At 33.4% G+C, this 16,372-nt stretch carries 17 protein-coding genes; 14 read left to right on the top strand and 3 right to left on the bottom strand.

Features of this window, described 5'->3' with window-relative positions; all coding sequences use genetic code 11:
• Window positions 1-76 precede the first annotated feature (76 nt).
• The gene (locus P0077_RS06440) at window positions 77-409 is read right to left on the bottom strand and encodes a single-stranded DNA-binding protein (protein WP_038237398.1); all 333 of its coding nucleotides are present in this window, start codon (window positions 407-409) and stop codon (window positions 77-79) included.
• Between the two features lie 283 nt (window positions 410-692).
• Between P0077_RS06440 and P0077_RS06445 the strand changes: the two genes are divergently transcribed.
• Window positions 693-2,231 carry a hypothetical protein gene (locus tag P0077_RS06445; RefSeq protein ID WP_276168308.1) on the top strand — a complete coding sequence of 513 codons (1,539 nt, stop codon included), beginning with the start codon at window positions 693-695 and terminating at the stop codon, window positions 2,229-2,231.
• A gap of 131 nt (window positions 2,232-2,362) precedes the next feature.
• Here the strand turns inward: P0077_RS06445 and P0077_RS06450 are convergent, their stop codons facing one another.
• Both P0077_RS06450 and P0077_RS06455 read right to left on the bottom strand, forming a co-directional pair.
• On the bottom strand, window positions 2,363-3,331 hold the full coding sequence (locus tag P0077_RS06450) for a transposase (protein WP_276166423.1): 969 nt from the start codon (window positions 3,329-3,331) through the stop codon (window positions 2,363-2,365).
• Between the two features lie 402 nt (window positions 3,332-3,733).
• A complete protein-coding gene (locus tag P0077_RS06455; protein ID WP_276168309.1) occupies window positions 3,734-4,177 on the bottom strand; it encodes a hypothetical protein in 444 nt (147 codons plus the stop codon).
• 89 nt (window positions 4,178-4,266) lie between these two features.
• Here P0077_RS06455 and P0077_RS06460 point away from each other — a divergent pair, with 89 nt between their 5' ends.
• The 13 genes from P0077_RS06460 (at window position 4,267) to P0077_RS06520 (ending at window position 16,343) form a co-directional block, all read left to right on the top strand.
• Window positions 4,267-4,692, top strand: coding sequence for a winged helix-turn-helix transcriptional regulator (locus P0077_RS06460; RefSeq protein ID WP_276168310.1), 426 nt, complete (start codon window positions 4,267-4,269; stop codon window positions 4,690-4,692).
• 411 nt (window positions 4,693-5,103) lie between these two features.
• Window positions 5,104-5,658: a GNAT family N-acetyltransferase gene (locus tag P0077_RS06465; RefSeq protein WP_276168311.1), complete on the top strand. Its 555-nt coding sequence runs from the start codon at window positions 5,104-5,106 to the stop codon at window positions 5,656-5,658.
• A 236-nt stretch (window positions 5,659-5,894) separates the two neighbouring features.
• Entirely contained in the window at window positions 5,895-7,082 is a 1,188-nt protein-coding gene (locus P0077_RS06470; RefSeq protein ID WP_276168312.1) for a M24 family metallopeptidase, read from the top strand.
• 213 nt (window positions 7,083-7,295) lie between these two features.
• Window positions 7,296-8,012, top strand: a complete 717-nt coding sequence (locus tag P0077_RS06475; RefSeq protein WP_276168313.1) for a hypothetical protein — start codon at window positions 7,296-7,298, stop codon at window positions 8,010-8,012.
• Window positions 8,013-8,444: 432 nt separating this feature from the next.
• Entirely contained in the window at window positions 8,445-8,741 is a 297-nt protein-coding gene (locus tag P0077_RS06480; protein WP_276168314.1) for a hypothetical protein, read from the top strand.
• Window positions 8,738-9,142, top strand: a complete 405-nt coding sequence (locus tag P0077_RS06485) for a hypothetical protein (protein WP_276168315.1) — start codon at window positions 8,738-8,740, stop codon at window positions 9,140-9,142. The genes P0077_RS06480 and P0077_RS06485 overlap by 4 nt, the downstream gene beginning before the upstream one ends.
• Before the next feature lie 125 nt (window positions 9,143-9,267).
• Entirely contained in the window at window positions 9,268-9,660 is a 393-nt protein-coding gene (locus P0077_RS06490; RefSeq protein ID WP_276168316.1) for a hypothetical protein, read from the top strand.
• 74 nt (window positions 9,661-9,734) lie between these two features.
• Window positions 9,735-10,637 (top strand): helix-turn-helix domain-containing protein, encoded by a 903-nt coding sequence (locus P0077_RS06495; protein ID WP_276168317.1) that lies wholly within the window; start codon window positions 9,735-9,737, stop codon window positions 10,635-10,637.
• An 85-nt stretch (window positions 10,638-10,722) separates the two neighbouring features.
• Complete coding sequence (locus P0077_RS06500; protein ID WP_276168318.1) at window positions 10,723-11,895, top strand: MFS transporter; 1,173 nt, start codon at window positions 10,723-10,725, stop codon at window positions 11,893-11,895.
• Between the two features lie 69 nt (window positions 11,896-11,964).
• Window positions 11,965-12,621, top strand: coding sequence for a peroxiredoxin-like family protein (locus P0077_RS06505; RefSeq protein ID WP_276168319.1), 657 nt, complete (start codon window positions 11,965-11,967; stop codon window positions 12,619-12,621).
• Between the two features lie 23 nt (window positions 12,622-12,644).
• Window positions 12,645-13,034 carry a DoxX family protein gene (locus tag P0077_RS06510; RefSeq protein ID WP_276168320.1) on the top strand — a complete coding sequence of 130 codons (390 nt, stop codon included), beginning with the start codon at window positions 12,645-12,647 and terminating at the stop codon, window positions 13,032-13,034.
• 231 nt (window positions 13,035-13,265) lie between these two features.
• Entirely contained in the window at window positions 13,266-13,643 is a 378-nt protein-coding gene (locus tag P0077_RS06515) for a DUF2200 family protein (RefSeq protein ID WP_276168321.1), read from the top strand.
• A 654-nt stretch (window positions 13,644-14,297) separates the two neighbouring features.
• Window positions 14,298-16,343: a M13 family metallopeptidase gene (locus P0077_RS06520; protein WP_276168322.1), complete on the top strand. Its 2,046-nt coding sequence runs from the start codon at window positions 14,298-14,300 to the stop codon at window positions 16,341-16,343.
• Window positions 16,344-16,372 lie beyond the last annotated feature (29 nt).

A 16,372-nucleotide genomic window follows, 5' to 3' on the forward strand; every position in this document is an offset into this window, starting at 1 on the left:
TTTTAGCAAACGAAGCGGGCGGAAACTATCGTACTACAATACTTCTTTAGGCTTCGTTTGCAAAGTACGGCATATTCTATTTACCCAACATCAAAAGTTCGTTACAACGTACTTCTGTAATGTATCGTTTTTCACCCTCTTTGGTCTCATAGGAGCGGTGGGTAAGTTTTCCCTCTACGGCAACCTGCTTTCCTTTGGTCAAATAGTTTTCTACAATTTCTGCGGTCTTTCCCCAAGCCACCACGTTGTGCCATTGGGTATCATCTACACGCTCTCCCTGTGCGTTTTTATAACTCTCCGTAGTAGCTATGGAAAATTTGGCCAGTTTATTACCATTGTCCATGTTTACAATTTCTGGGTCTTGACCCAAATTACCGATTAACTGTACTTTGTTTTTTAAGGCGTTCATATTATTAATTTTTACGTTAAACAGTTCATACTATTGAACCACCATGATTCAACACTGCAAACATAGAACGAGCTCCAAATTCTATTCGGTTACAAAATAATTGTTTTCGTTTGTAAACGTTTGAAAACGATTAAATAACTGTAATTACCCTTAAAAGCCTTTATATATCAATGCTTTGAAAGATTTGTTTAAATTAGGGGTAAAATAGAAATAAACGTACCTAGGTACGTTTATCCAATTGTTAGCAAACAGTTGACACAACCAACAAACTAAATATTTAGATATGAAAAAATTCCTTTTACTATTAATATTTAGCATCTTACTTGTTGCTTGCTATACAACTTCAAATGATGGAATTGAAATTAGTGGATATGTCAAAAATTCAGAGAAGGAATATATTCATTTGAATTATCTACCACGATTGAGGGGTAATTTAAGTTTTGACAATTTTACAAGTATTGGTTCAAATATAGATTCAGAAGGCTATTTTAACTTAAATTCTGATAAGATTACAGATGGGGCCAATTATAGTCTAGAATTTAAAAACAATGGAATACAATTAATCCTCTTCCGTGGAGACAATATTCAACTTGACTTTGATGTAAACAATCCGAAAGAATCACTATTTGCCATAGGTAAAGGTGCAGGAAAAATAAATACTCTAAATCTGAAACAATTTGGATATGACAATTTTGATTTCGAAAATATTGAGAATATCAATGAATTTTCTAATCATATTGAAGATGTAATTTCGGGGCAAATAAGCTTATTAAACTATATCTATTTAAAAAAACAGAATGATAAAATAGTATTAGAATCTGATAACAAGGCTAAAATCCAAAAAATAATAGCAAATTCACCACTAACCGAAAAAGAATATAAATTTCTTTTAAATCGCATAAATTTTCAGAGATACTCGTTACAAACTAATTTTTTAAATAAAATTTCGGGACTCAAAAATTTAGATTCAATTGAAATCAATTTTAAAGATAAAGCCTTTAAACATTTCAGTAAAAAAGAATACCAAAAGTTAAATAATATTAATGATTGGCATTTAGCTAATAATTTAGAAAGTATCTTACAAATCGAATATTTAAAAAAATTAGTAGAGCAAGATAGTGTTAGAGTAACATATGGAAATTGGCAATCTTTCTTCAACAATTCTGACTATAAAAAATGGGCTAATTCTTTTTTAAAGGATAACTTAAATGGAGAAATATATAATAAATATTATGCTGATTTATCTACTTGGCTAATGACATTGGGTGCAGATTATAAAACATACTCTGATAATCTTGACCCTAATAAAAGCAATAAATACTTAAAAAAAATAAACGAATTTGAAAATCTATTAGAAAACGGATTGGACAATAAAGCTTACGCACTAAATAAGGATACATTTACTTTAGACAAATTGAAGTTCGAATCTTTATTAGAGAAGTATAAAGGTAAGCCACTATTAATCACTTTTTGGTCAGCTCAATTTGCTGGCTCATCATTAGTAAATAACCTTCCTTCAATTAAAAATTTTACAAAAGCAAACAAAGAGAAAATTAACGTAATTAATATTTGTATAGATAAAGAAGTAAACAAAAAAGTTTGGGCTGCGAGAATCATAGATAATGAATGGAAATCCAAACACTACTTTTTACCAATTGAGAAAAATGATTCTATTTTAAATAAGTTTAGTGATAAAAAAATATCTGCATTTTGTGACGGTGGAGTTACCTATGCATTCATAAACAAAAACGGAACTATTAATAATGGGATTAAATTTCCATTTCATCTTTCGACCGAAAAAATAGATAAAATGATTAAATAAAAACCGTTTGCTAACAAAGAACTGAGGTAAAAAACAAACAAATTTTTCTTTAATCTGAGACAATATTATTCTAGGCTCATAGATTCTAAAATCAGGTTCTTTGAGCTTTTTTTTATTTGATTTATCTGCTTTTATCTCAGCAATACAGATACGTAAGTTTCATCATATGGTTTGCCAGATTTTGCGATGGCAAAGGACTGTTTCAATAGTTTGTTGGCAACGGCTATCAATGCCAATTTCTTGCTCTTGCCCTTGTTCACGATTCGCTCATATACCTCTCTGCATGCCTTGTTGTGTTTACAAGCATTGAAAGAACATAGAAACAATAGGTTACGAAGCTTTCTATTACCGACCTTACTTATTCTCGCTCGACCTCTTACACTGCTCCCAGACTCTCGTATCGTTGGGGTTATACCTACATAACTACAAAGCTGCGAGGCCGTTTCGAACTTGTTGAAACCATCGGTGACCACTATTAGGAACAATGCTGTCTTTTGACCTATACCAGGTATTGACATCAATAAGGTCAATTGCTCCTGTTGGTCCTCTTTTACCAATGATAAAATCTTTGATTCGATTGCAGCTACCTCTTTATTCAGCTGCTTCCTGTTCCGTATCAAGGAACGATAAACAAACTTTGAGGGTATACCTAAAACTACCTCCCCATGTATCTTGTTCTTGGTCGCCGTTCGTTGTTTTAAATAGTTATCCAATAACCGGAACAACTGTAAACATTCACTCTGAACATCTGTCAAGGCATTATAAATAGACACTTCGTTGACCAGGGCATATTCACATATAGCCTTCGCATCGCTCTTGTCCGTTTTCACCTTGGCAAGTCTCATTTGAATGAAACGTTTGATCGACAATGGATTTACTACCGAAACGATTACGTCGTTCTTGTAAAGAAACTGTGCAAGTCTATAATGATAATATCCGGTAGCTTCCATAACGACCAATGAACCTTTGGGTAATTCCTTAAGGTATTTCTTGAATCCAGTTTCATCGTTCTTATACTGCTCGTGACCCTTCCTACTTCCATATACATCAAAGACATCTTTACTGATGTCGACTCCAAAAGTTTCTTTATATTTATTCATAAGAAATGTTTTATGAAAGAACCGGCTACTTCTGCCCACAACAACTTGAAAACGAGATCTAAGGTCTCACAGAACTGAACGTGGTTTAAGTAGTAAAAGAGAGAGGATTATCAATGTTGTCGAAGTTTAAAGCTTCACTGTATAACATAACCTTAATTCTCTCTTTTGTTCTTTCTGGTTACAACAACAATTTACTGAGAATCAAACTTAAGATGTATAAAAAAAATAGGGCGAATATGCTTAAACAAAGGCTTGGGCGTGTTTTCAAAGTCGCCAAATCTTTTGATTTGACTTTTATAAAAATAAGTTAAAAATAAAGTGCAAAAGATCTAGCTTGTGGCTAAGCGGAAAGAACATCGCTTACCACCTGCCCTACTTTTCTTATACGCACCGTTGTGCCCATTAAGACAAATGTGGCATTCCTTTTCCAGTTTCGACAAAACTTTTGAGACTTTGCGTAACAAACCTTTCCCAAGCAGGACAACATATTTCGTAACAATTTAATTCTGGAACAAGTCCATTATGGGTAAAATTTAGAATGGTTTCATTATGACTTTTCTTTTTCAATTTCCATTCAACGTTGGTTCCAATCCATTCCTTTTCAATTCCATCGAAACCAGAATGAATATGCTTTGCATCAATACATTGCCAAACAATTTTTGAGTTAGGGTTAAATTCTAAAATTTTAAATTTCCAGAATGTTTTATCAAAACTTGTCGTAAACTCATCATTTAATTTTGATACGGTAGCATTGGTACTACCCCACCATGCTTGAACTGATTGTGTTATTGCGTTAAATATAATTTCTGAATTTGCTTTAATTGAAACACTTATTGTATAAGACATAGTTTTAATTTTAATTAGCACTTGCATTTTACAAGTACAAACATACAAAAGAACTTTTATTATGCAAGTACTTATCGTAACTTTGAAAAATGGAGGAACAAAAAAGAAGGTCAGATTGCCCGATAACATTATCTCTCGACATTTTTGGAGATAAGTGGACGCTCTTAATTCTTCGTGATTTTATTTTTTTTGACAATCGCCATTTCAACCAATTGGTGAATATTGAGCGTATATCAACAAATATTCTAACAGATAGGCTTAATAGACTTTTGGCAAACGGAATTATCAAGAAGGAAGTAGATTTAAATAATAGGTCTGCCTATTTATATTCCTTGACAAAAAAAGGTCTTGACCTTGTTCCAATCGTTATGGACATATATCGATGGGGCGCTAATTATACGGAAAAGAATAATGCGGAAAAGGAATTCAAAAAGAAGATAGATTCTGATTATGATAAAACGGTTGAGGAAATAAAAAACAGATTAATAACTACCCACAACATTGGTAACCGTTGAACAAGCCGTTGATTCTCCACGGACCGTATTCATATAAGCTCCTTTCAGGGGCTTTTTTTTACCTCGGGTCAGAATCGAGGCACGAAATTTCGATGTTTTATCCAAGTCCCGAACAAGTATTGAAGGGCACTTTTTACCACCGTTGTGGAAGCAAGCTCTTTCGCCCTACTTTTTGAGCATTTTTGTTGGAATTTCAGGTACTTCTTCAGGTTATAGGCAATGCGGGCTTAGGTTTTAAATCCAAGTTCTGTGTATATTTATAAGGTCGCTAAATCTTATTGATTTAGCTTTAAAATAGGAAAAATAAATCCAAACAATAAGCTTTAGCTTCGTGCGCAGACGGAAACCAAAAGTTTCCTTGCCTGACCTACTTGCCATAGCCCAACCCTTGTAGCCAATAACACCAACCATATGAAAAAATCAATAATTATTCTGACAACAATTATTTTATTTGTGCTTCCACAAATAGTTATCTCTCAAAGCAACTCATTTGTACCTGCGGATTTTAAAATCCCTGATACACTTGAGAATCAACAATTCAGAATTAGAATGCTGACAGTTAATGACGTTGTAAAAGATTATGACGCGGTTATGACAAGTCTTAGCCATTTACAAGAAATGTTCCTTCCAGTATGGAACTGGCCAACAGAGGATTTATCGTTTGAACAGGATTTGATTGATTTGGGATGGCATCAAAAAGAGTCCCAAATGCGAAGTTCGTTTGCGTATACTGTTGTAAGCCTTGATGAAAGTCAAGTGCTTGGCTGCTTATATATTGAACCTTCTAAAAAGGCTGCTTTTGATGCTGAAATTTATATGTGGGTACGACAAAGTGAGGTTGCAAACGGACTTGACTCAATTCTGTTTAGCACAGTAAAGAAATGGATTGACAACGAATGGACTTTTAAGAATCCTGCATATCCCATTAGGGAAATAAGTTTGGAGAAATGGATGTCAATGAAATAAATAATTACTGGCTAAAACAATGTATATAGCAAATAGGGCGTTCGGTGGGTTATGAAAGTTCAGTGCTATTTACCAACACCGCCAAATCGTTGATTTGGCTTTTAAAATGAATAAGAAAAAAACAAAATACACCGCTTTGGCTCAGTGGAAACTCGAAAGTTTATAGCTTTCTACTGCCCTACTTGCCATAAAATCAACGTTGGCGGTAATTAAAGCAATGCATTAAAAACTGAAATTTGAAAATAAGTACATTAGAATACAAGCAGAGAATAGACTCAATTAAAGAAAGATTAAAGAATGACAAAGTTGACACCTTAATCATTTCTGAAGAGGAAGATATTTACTATTTAACTGGATTAACTTACAAAAGTCTTGAAAGATTATTTCTACTAATAATTACAGCAAGCGAAATCAGTTTTATTGTTCCAAAAATGGAACTTGCTCATTTAAAAAAAGTGGATAATGTCGATAAAATAAAAAGTTATTGGGAATATCCTGCTCAAAAACCAGAACGTTGGAAGGATGTACTTCTTGAAATAGTTAAAAACAGTAAACTCATAGGAGTTGGGGCTAAAACACCTTTTGAGATTTCAACTTTTTTGAATTCGGTTAATCTTAATGTTGTAGAAAATTCAATATTGGAAGAACATAGATGGATAAAAAGTAATACAGAAATTGAGTTAATAAAACAAGCATCGAGATATTGTGATATTAGTATTGAGAAATTAAATAAGAATGCCTATTTCGGAATGTCGGAACTTGAAGTTTTTTCAATTGGACGTTCTATTCAACAAAAAGTAATCAAAGAAACACCTTTTGACTATTTAGCCACAAATATTTTAGTTGCAGCTTGGCCTAGTAGAATTTCTTATCAGCCTCACGGTATACCAAAAGTGTCAGATTTATTAGTTGAAGGCTCACATATTAGCTTAGCTTTTTTAAGAGTAAATGGATATTCGGCTGAATTGGAAAGAACATTTTTTACAAGTAAACCAACCAAAGAACAGGAAGAAGCATTTGAATTAATGTTGGAAGCAAGGCGAAGAAGTTATGCTGTATTAAAATCTGGTGTTATTGCAGAAGATGTAGATTTAGCTGCGAAACAATTTTTAATTGACCAAGATTTAAAAGAAAACTTAATGCATAGAACAGGTCATGGAATAGGTTTAGGAAATCACGAAGGTCCTTATTTAGCCGAGGGAGACAAGACAGTTCTAAAAGAAAATATGGTTGTTAGTATTGAACCAGGAATTTATATCGAAGGCGTTGGAGGTTTTAGACATTCTGACACCGTATTAATAACAAAAAACGGTTATCAGATATTAACGGACTGTCCTGATGATATAAAAAGTTTAACTTTTACAAACTCAAAACCATTGCAAAAGTTAAAGGGAAATTTTATCAAGAAAATGTTCGGAATATAAATAACTACCGCCAACACGGTGTATAAAACATAGCTGATAAGTTGAAAACCGAAAGATTTTTGCTTATTTACTAAGACCGCCAAATTTTTAATTTGGCTTTTAGAATAGAAAAAATAAATCCAAACAATAAGCTTTAGCTTCGTGCGTAGACGGAAACCAAAAATTTCCTTGCCTGCGCACGAAGCTTAGCTGAGACTTTACAAAACATTGCTGATGAAAATTCTGACTTTACTATTTAGTTTATCATTAACCATTGGTTATTCACAAAAACTATATGATTTTGATTATATAATGGAATATGATGCAACATTATTCTACAAAAAACCAGTTAAAATTAAGAATGAACAGTACAGAGTTTCTGAACAAAGTATGACAAGGTATTGCTTAATAAATTCACAACAGAATGAATATTTTGCTGTTATTTTTGAGAAAGATAGTTTAAATTATCAACTCAATTTTGATGACCACAAAAGAAAAGTCCATGCAAATGCTGTAACCTTAAAATCAGATTTAAATAATGCTGATTTGATTGATATGAATTGTAGATATGTTTTAGGCTCAGCAAATCTTTTAAAAAGTGAAGATTATGATTTTATTAAATTAAAAGATACATTACTTAAGAATGAATCATTTTTTCATTACAAGTACAGTTTAAGGAATAAAAAGAAAGCAAAAAGAAAAAAAACTGGAACTTATTACTTTATTATTAATAAATCATCAAATTTTAATTTGCCTCTTTTTACACAACTTAGCGTATTTGAACAATGGATATTAAATAAAAAAACACCTATAGGATTAATAAAAGAAAAATATTATATCGATTATTACGGAAAATTAAGATATACTGAAAAACTTATTAATTTTATAAAAACGGATAAGAAAATTTATATACCAAAAAGCTGTCCTTTAACAGAAATAACTATTGAGTAATCAAAACGTTTTGTAACACCGGTAACCGTTGTACAAGCCGTTGATTCTCCACGGATCGTATTCATACAAACTCCTTTCAGGGGCTTTTTTTTACCTCGGGTCAGAATCGAGGCACGAAATTTCGATGTTTTATCGAAGTCCCGAAAAAGTATTGAAGGGCACTTTTTACCACCGTTGTGGAAGCAAGCTCTTTCGCCCCACTTTTTGAGTATTTTTGTTGGAATTTCAGGTACTTCTTCAGGTTATAGGCAATGCGGGCTTAGGTTTAATTAGAAGGTTATTGTCTATTTGGTTTATCGCCAAAGATTTAAATTTAGTATTTTAGAAAATATCAAAACAAAACATAAACTTTGGCTAAGTGCTGGCTCGAAAACCAATGATTTTCTGCTCCCGCATTACGGATAGCTAAACGTTGTGTGCAAGCTGAAAAAAATGAAATCGATAACTAAAATATTAACCATAGTTCTGTTAATTGGTCTTTACAGTTGTGAATTTAAAAATGACCGAAAAGAATATGCTGAAATGCTAATTGAAAAAGTAGAGAAGTTTAAGAAGATAAATAACCGATTGCCAAAAGACGTAACTGAACTTGGATTAACTGAAAAAATGAATAGTCCCGCATTTTATCAAATGGAAACTGACTCAACTTATATGGTTTGGTATGGATTGAGCGTTGGAGAATCTAAAGTTTTCAGGTCGTCAACAAAAAAATGGACTGAAGAAGGATGATTTCAATTTTATTATTAATTCCTTGGATAATATTTGGATTTAAAAGCCCAAATCGGAATTTGATTGGTCTTAATCAAACGAAAAAATCCTTGCTTTTACTTTTAGGAATTGAAACTATATTTTTTCTAATTCTTTATCTGACTTTACCTGAACCGACTTCAAAAGTTGCAGGACTTCAAAGCTTTTTGTGGAATTATTTTATGTTGTACTACGCAAAAGGAATTGTACCTACTTGGCTGATTGGAGAATCAATCAATGGAAATTTAGGAGACAAAATTGACTTAAATTATCAATGGATATATTTAATTGTAAGTTTAATAGTTGACTATCTAATTTTATTAATCATTAGTCCGAATTTTAAGAGATTATGGAATATAAAGCCAGCACATAGCTGCACATAGAAAATGGCGAGATTTGTGCTGAAACGAAAATTTTGGTTTTTTTAGTAACCTAAAGTTTAACCGAAAAGATTGCACATTTTAAGTCGCCACTTTCGTTATGCGCGAGACGTTGGCGGTAATGTAAAATGACGAACCAAATCGAATTCAAAATATTTACAAAAAACAATGGTTTTCAGTTAACGGTAAATGTCATTGTTTACTCGCTTCTGTTTGGTTCTATTGGAATCGCATATTTCGCGTACAAGTACCTTGATGAAAGTGCCATTGAAAGAATTGGACAAGCAGGTGGGATTTTAGGCTGCATGTTGATGATTTACTTTAAAATGACACAGTCGTTTACAAGGAAATCACTTAATGGAAATTTAAATAAAAGGTTAGTTTTCAAAACCTCAGAAATAATAGTTGATGAGACTAAAATTGAATTAATCAATATTAAAAAAATAGAGTTTGTTGTTGAAGACTATTTTGACAAATGGGAATATCAAAGCCGAGGGGACTTTAACTTGGATGTTGTCTAAAGGGATTTCTTGGGAAGAAACAGATTTAAGTACATAAAAAATAGGCTTAAGATTTGCACTAAGTAAGCAATATCATGAGTATCTTATCCAATATGAAAACCTACCAACATATTGTAGACTTGCTAAAAGATTTGGGTGTAAAGAGTGAATCTATACACCCAGGTTTTCATATTTTTAAATTTAATGAGACCAGCCAAATTGCCGCTGATGCACTTCATCCACATTTAAAAACATTTTTTACTATAGATTTTTATGCAGATAACCTATCTAAACGGCAAATAGGAACCACAAAGGTTGAAGACTTAACCAATTCAATAGCTTTTAATTCGCCTTTACAATTATTTTCTGTTCACACCTCCAATGGTATACCAGGGGAAGAAGGTTATTCCTTGCTTTTTGGGGCTGATTTCTTTGAGCCTAAAAAACATCAATACGAAATTCAGCACGAGTTTCCTTATTTTAAATTGAACTCTAATCCGGCTTATAAATTATCACAGCTAGATTTACCTTTAATTAAAAACCTGTTTGATACCATTTATGAAGAATTTAAAAAGGACGATTCCCATAAAGTAGAAATAGTACGCTCTTACTTGCTGGTACTTTTGCTTCAAATAAAACGTGTGGTTGGTAATGCTACAGAAGTGGTGCAACTAAAACGCTACCAAGAAATTACAGCCAATTTTGAAGAATTAATCCTTAAAGAAACTTCAAAATATAAAACCATTGCAGACTATGCAGATCAATTAAACATTACTCCCATTTACTTGTCTGAATGTGTAAAAAAAGCAACAGGAGTAACGGCTAAAAAAATCTTATCTAACTATATGACCTTACGCGCTAAGGCTTTGTTACAGCAAACTACCAGCTCAGTTGCCCAAATTGCGTATGAAATGGGTTTTGATGAGCCTACCAATTTTATCAAGTTTTTTAAGAACAACGAAGGCATTACACCTGCCGCTTTTAGAAAACTACCTTAAAAAGTATCATTTTCTCTAAAATACTCACCTTATACAGGGTTTTGTTCTGTTCTAATTTTGTCCCATAACAATTTAGAAGAGTACAATGAACACCATACAAACAAATCCTTTAAGCAATAAGTTACTATTTATAATGGCTACTGGCATTGCGGCAACGGCAGCTAATTTATATTACAATCAGCCTTTAATTCCGTCTATTGGAGAATCATTAGGACTAAGCGAAAGTGTGCTAGGTTTTATACCATCTGCATCGCAAATTGGGTATGCAATGGCTATATTTTTTATTTCCCCTTTGGGTGATGTAACGAACAGAAAAACAGTGATAAGAAACTTATCTATCACTTTGGTTATAGCATTGCTGGGCGTGTATTTTGCTCCAAATTTTGGCATTTTAGTGGCGGCTACTTTTGTGGTAGGTTTGGGAGCCAACATTACGCAACAGTTGTTGCCACTGGGCTCGTCTTTAGCTACACCAGAGAATAAAGGCAAAGTAGTGGCTACCTTAATGACGGGTTTAACCACAGGTATTTTATTGTCTAGAACTTTAAGCGGATTTATAGCTGAGCATTTTGGTTGGCGTAGTGTGTTTTTAACTGCTGCCGTTGTTGCCGCTATAATTGGTGTTGTGCTACACGTTTACTTACCATCAAACAAACCTACGGCAAAACTAAAATACAACCAGTTACTGGCATCAATGTTTACCTTGGTAAAAACCAAACCACTTTTACGCGAAGCTGCTTTTGTGGGTGCACTTTGGTTTGCTGCCTTTAACGCTATGTGGGCAACTATTGCTATACACGTTATGGAAGAACCCTTTTCGTTATCGGTACAACAAGTAGGTCTGTTAGGGTTTGTTGGTGCTGCCGGAATTTTTGGCGCTAAAATAGCGGGCAAATGGGCAGATAAAATTGGAGCTAGAAAGGTAATGACCGTTTCCATTAGTTTGGTGCTGGCAAGTTTTGTGGTGCTTGCATTAGGGCAAAATAATATGGTGGTGCTTTGTATTGGTATTGTACTGTTAGATTTGGGCGTGTTCGGCTCTCAAATACCAAACCAGGTGCGTGTTTTTTCGGTAGATGTAAATGCACAAAGTAGAGCCAATGCCATTTATATGCTTTTTTATTACATAGGCGCATCTGCAGGTTCTGCATTGGGTGTATCTGTAATTAGCAAGTTTGGCTGGACGGGACTTACCATTTTTGGATTTGCTTTAGCTGCAATTGCCCTTCTTTTCCATATTTCAAGAAAATCAAAATAAAAAACCAATTGAAATTGTACTACGCTTTCAATTGATAATAAACACATTCACTTTTTAAAAATTATACAAATGAATACAGAACATACAAATTTACAAGACGCTTTAAGTGCAAAACAAGCAGCTTGGGAAACCAATGCTTCCGAGGAACAAAAAGAAATGACAGCCGAAAACCTTGAGGCTATTGTAGCTACCCATTTTAAAGAAAATGCGGTAAATGTTGGAGATAAAATAATCGATTTTACATTAAAAAATGCCTTGGGAGAATGCACCAACTTACAGTCGGTTTTAGACAACGGACCTGTGATTTTAACGTGGTACAGAGGTGGTTGGTGTCCGTACTGTAACATTACCTTACAGTACTTGCAAAACAGTCTGCCAGAATTTAAAAAATATGGTGCAAACCTTTTGGCTTTAACTCCAGAATTGCCAGACAAATCTCTTAGCACATCTGAAAAGCACGATTTACAATTTGAAGTTTTAAGCGATGTGGGAAACAAGGTTGCCAAGCAATACGGACTGGTGTATAAACTAACCGATGCGCTATCTGAAATATACCAGAACAAATTGGGCTTAAAAAATTACAATGGCGATGACAGTAGCGAGCTACCTATAACAGCTACTTATGTTATAGATGCAAAAGGTATTGTGCAATATGCTTTACTTGATGCTGATTACCGCAAAAGAGCAGAAATTTCAGAAATCATAGATGTATTAAAAACACTTTAGTTGAACAATAAATAGAAAATAAAATGGTACTAAATATTATTACAATAGGATTAAAATTACTGAGCGCTTATGCGATGTTTACATTTGCCCTTCCTAAACTACGTGGCTTAGCGGTAAGCGTAAAATCATTTACACAATTTGGCGAAGTTTTAGGTATTAGCGGTAAAGGTTTTATGCACTTTACCGGTGCATTAGAATTGCTAACTGCATTGATGTTATTGGCTTCTGTTTTTTTAAGTGAAAAAGTAGGGAACATTACTACAATAACCGGCTATATATTGCTATTTGGCACTATGGCTGGAGCGTTGGTTACCGAATATTTTATAAGAGAAACTCCTGTGCCTATGTTGGTAAGCCTAGCTATTACGTTACTGCTTATTGCAGTTTCGCAATTGGTTATAAAGTTGATATAAGAAGAATGTTTATATACGTTCTTATATTTATAAAATAGAACATCATGACCATTATAGCTAAAACTATAGGTGTCATGATGTTTTAATTGATTTACTAAATTCCCAGTAAAATCTCTATTCAGTTCATTTTTATTAAATTAGTTAACCGTATATAATGTTGTAGACCTCTACTCATCACTATACCTGCTCACTGAGCTGCTAGGAATACTAATCGCATTAATAAGATAGCAAATGAAAGTTACTGCAGAGAAAAATGAAAAGGTTGCAAATATGATATTTGCCTCTATTTATCCGCTATACTTAAACAGATTAGTGAAAAATGGGCGAACAAAAGAAGAACTCAACCAGGTGTTAGAATGGTTTACCGGTTTTGATGAAGATACATTACAGGCACTTATTGATGAGAAGATAACGTTTAGAACGTTTTTTGAAAAAGCTAAAATTCACCCCAATGAATATTTGGTCAAAGGTGTTGTTTGTGGTTATCGCATTGAAGAAATAGAGGAGGAGTTTGAAGTATACAAACGCTGCAGGCAAATGGAAAAGCTTATTGATGAATTGGCGAAAGGTCGTAAAATGGAGAAGATTTTACGCGTAGAAAAAAAATAATTCCAGCTTCAAAAGCATGTAAAAATTCTTTTTAGAATTTGGCTGAAGATGCAGCTAATTTTTTACTCCAAAAAGAAGACATAACCTTTAAAGAATTAATCTTCACTACATAAGATAATCGGACTGAATCTAAAGGTCTAACAATGATAGACGGTGCTCATAATTTTAATGAAGTTTATCTTACTTAAGCAAACTCCAGAGCACTACTTTTTTACAGCACATAAAATCTGTAAGGTATAATAGATGTACTTGCTATATATTGGTGAGGTCAGGAATGAAACATATTGACCTTTACTATTGTATAAAAATTGTACATCAGGACAATTACGCAAATCGTTAGATTCTCCTACAAATTAGTTTTATATTGCAGTAGCATTTACAGTGCACACTCCCCCTATATTTTAGTAACAAAACAGCTATACGTACGCGTTACGACATGCATTGCTATTACGAAATAATTGTACTAATAGATATAGCCAATTATCGTTTTTCAATATAACCAACCCGTAACCGATGATAAAATTCTTTAGAAAATTAGACAAAACTTACTTTCAGAAGGAAATATTAGAACAAATAAGTCTAAATGAAATCATAGCCAACAATTTGCAGGCTACGCTTATATACTAAACGATAACCACTATTAAAACTAATCCTATGGAAGCAAAATTTGTAATTAAAATTTTATCGCTTTTTGTAGCGCTTATAAGCATAAGCTGCAAAAGTGATAGTAAAGAAGAAAGTAAAGAGATTGTACTTACCTCCGGAGTTTTAAAAGAATATATGGATACTGCTGTGAAGCCCGGCGATAATTTTACTGCTTTTGTTAATGGCACTTGGATGAAAGATACTGAAATTCCTTCAGATAAATCATCTTATGGTATTGGATACATACTTCATGAAGAATCTGAAGATAGTGTAAAGGAAATTATAGAGGGTTCAGCAGACGGAGAATTTGAAAAAGGTACAGATGAACAAAAAGTAGAAGATCTTTACAAGTCATATATGGATCTTGATACAAGAAATCAATTAGGTGTTTCTCCTTTACAACCTGAATTTGACAAAGTTGATTCAATAAATAATTATGATGATTTGGCCTCCTATTTTGCCTATGCTAATAAATATGGCATTAGCATGCCAATAACTTTATTTGTATACCAAGATTTAAAAAAACCAACTGTTTATACCGTATATACTTACCAAGGAGGTTTAGGATTGCCAGATCGTGAATATTATCTTAAAGATGATGATCGTTCCAAAGAGATTAGAGCAAAATATATTAAACATGTTGAGAAAATGTTTGATTTAGCAGGTTTACCTTCTGCTGAAAAAGCTTCTGAAACAATAATGTTGATTGAAACAGCAATTGCAGAAAAGCACTTAGAAAAGGAAAAGACCAGAGACTTAGTTAGTTTGTATAATATGTTTCCAACGGATACGCTTTCTAACATTATGCCGAATTTTAATTGGGCGGGCTACCTTGAAGAAGCTGGCCTAAAAGATGAAAAAAATCTTGGGGTATTAATGCTGGATTACACAAAAGCTTTAGACAAAATCATTACATCCACTAACATTGAAGATTGGAAAACCTATTTAAAATGGAGTGCCCTTAACACCTATGCCTCGCGTTTAAGCAAAGCAATTACAGATCAAAATTTTGATTTCTATAGCAAGGAATTACGTGGCATACCAGAGGAAAGACCCTTATGGAGACGTGGTGTTTCAACTGTAAATGGCACTTTAGGAGAAGTGGTCGGTAAAATTTATGTGAAAAAACACTTTCCACCAGAAGCCAAAGAAAAGATGGAAATATTAGTGTCAAATCTTTTAAAAGCCTATGAACAAAGTATTAAGGAACTTGATTGGATGAGTGCTGACACCAAAAAAGAGGCTTTAGATAAACTAAGCAAATTTACTCCTAAAATAGGGTATCCAGATAAATGGAAATCTTATGATATAGACGTTAAAAAGGAGGACCTTTTTGGTAATTTACAAAGAGCATCTTTGATGGAATACAATCGTGAACTGGCTAAATTAGGCCAACCGATTGATAAAACTGAATGGGGTATGACACCTCAAACAGTGAATGCTTATTATAATCCAACATTAAATGAGATCGTATTTCCGGCGGCAATTTTACAACCTCCGTTTTTTGATTTAAATGCTGAGGATGCCATAAATTATGGATCAATTGGAGCGGTTATTGGACACGAAATAGGACATGGTTTTGATGATAAAGGAAGTACTTTTGATGGAGATGGTACAATGAGAAACTGGTGGACAGAAAATGACCTAGAAGAATTTAAAAAACGAACATCAGCTTTAGTATCTCAATATGACTCATTTGAAGCTTTACCTGGTTTACATGTGAATGGTGAGTTTACCCTAGGCGAGAATATAGGAGATCTTGGTGGCTTAAGCATCGCCTTAAAAGCATACAAAATTGCATTGAATGGTAAGGAGTCGCCTGTTATGGATAATTACACCGGAGAGCAACGTTTATTTATCGGATATGCGCAATCTTGGAGAAATAAAATCAGAGATGAGGCCTTACGAGTGCAAATTAACACTGATCCTCATTCTCCAGCCAATTTTAGGGTAAACGGAGTGGTCAGTAATATTCCAGAGTTTTATTCAGCCTTTAATGTTCAGAAAGGTGACTCCTTGTATTTAGCACCAGAAAAACGAGTTAAAATATGGTAACGGTTCAAATCCATTGGCTTACAGCATAT

This window comes from Zobellia alginiliquefaciens (assembly GCF_029323795.1).
Classification (GTDB): domain Bacteria; phylum Bacteroidota; class Bacteroidia; order Flavobacteriales; family Flavobacteriaceae; genus Zobellia; species Zobellia alginiliquefaciens.

Coding starts and splice junctions, on each gene's coding strand:
- P0077_RS06440 (WP_038237398.1), bottom strand. CDS start 409: ATGAACGCCTTAAAAAACAAAGTACAGTTAATCGGTAATTTGGGTCAA.
- P0077_RS06445 (WP_276168308.1), top strand. CDS start 693: ATGAAAAAATTCCTTTTACTATTAATATTTAGCATCTTACTTGTTGCT.
- P0077_RS06450 (WP_276166423.1), bottom strand. CDS start 3,331: ATGAATAAATATAAAGAAACTTTTGGAGTCGACATCAGTAAAGATGTC.
- P0077_RS06455 (WP_276168309.1), bottom strand. CDS start 4,177: ATGTCTTATACAATAAGTGTTTCAATTAAAGCAAATTCAGAAATTATA.
- P0077_RS06460 (WP_276168310.1), top strand. CDS start 4,267: ATGGAGGAACAAAAAAGAAGGTCAGATTGCCCGATAACATTATCTCTC.
- P0077_RS06465 (WP_276168311.1), top strand. CDS start 5,104: ATGAAAAAATCAATAATTATTCTGACAACAATTATTTTATTTGTGCTT.
- P0077_RS06475 (WP_276168313.1), top strand. CDS start 7,296: ATGAAAATTCTGACTTTACTATTTAGTTTATCATTAACCATTGGTTAT.
- P0077_RS06480 (WP_276168314.1), top strand. CDS start 8,445: ATGAAATCGATAACTAAAATATTAACCATAGTTCTGTTAATTGGTCTT.
- P0077_RS06485 (WP_276168315.1), top strand. CDS start 8,738: ATGATTTCAATTTTATTATTAATTCCTTGGATAATATTTGGATTTAAA.
- P0077_RS06490 (WP_276168316.1), top strand. CDS start 9,268: ATGACGAACCAAATCGAATTCAAAATATTTACAAAAAACAATGGTTTT.
- P0077_RS06495 (WP_276168317.1), top strand. CDS start 9,735: ATGAGTATCTTATCCAATATGAAAACCTACCAACATATTGTAGACTTG.
- P0077_RS06500 (WP_276168318.1), top strand. CDS start 10,723: ATGAACACCATACAAACAAATCCTTTAAGCAATAAGTTACTATTTATA.
- P0077_RS06505 (WP_276168319.1), top strand. CDS start 11,965: ATGAATACAGAACATACAAATTTACAAGACGCTTTAAGTGCAAAACAA.
- P0077_RS06510 (WP_276168320.1), top strand. CDS start 12,645: ATGGTACTAAATATTATTACAATAGGATTAAAATTACTGAGCGCTTAT.
- P0077_RS06515 (WP_276168321.1), top strand. CDS start 13,266: ATGAAAGTTACTGCAGAGAAAAATGAAAAGGTTGCAAATATGATATTT.
- P0077_RS06520 (WP_276168322.1), top strand. CDS start 14,298: ATGGAAGCAAAATTTGTAATTAAAATTTTATCGCTTTTTGTAGCGCTT.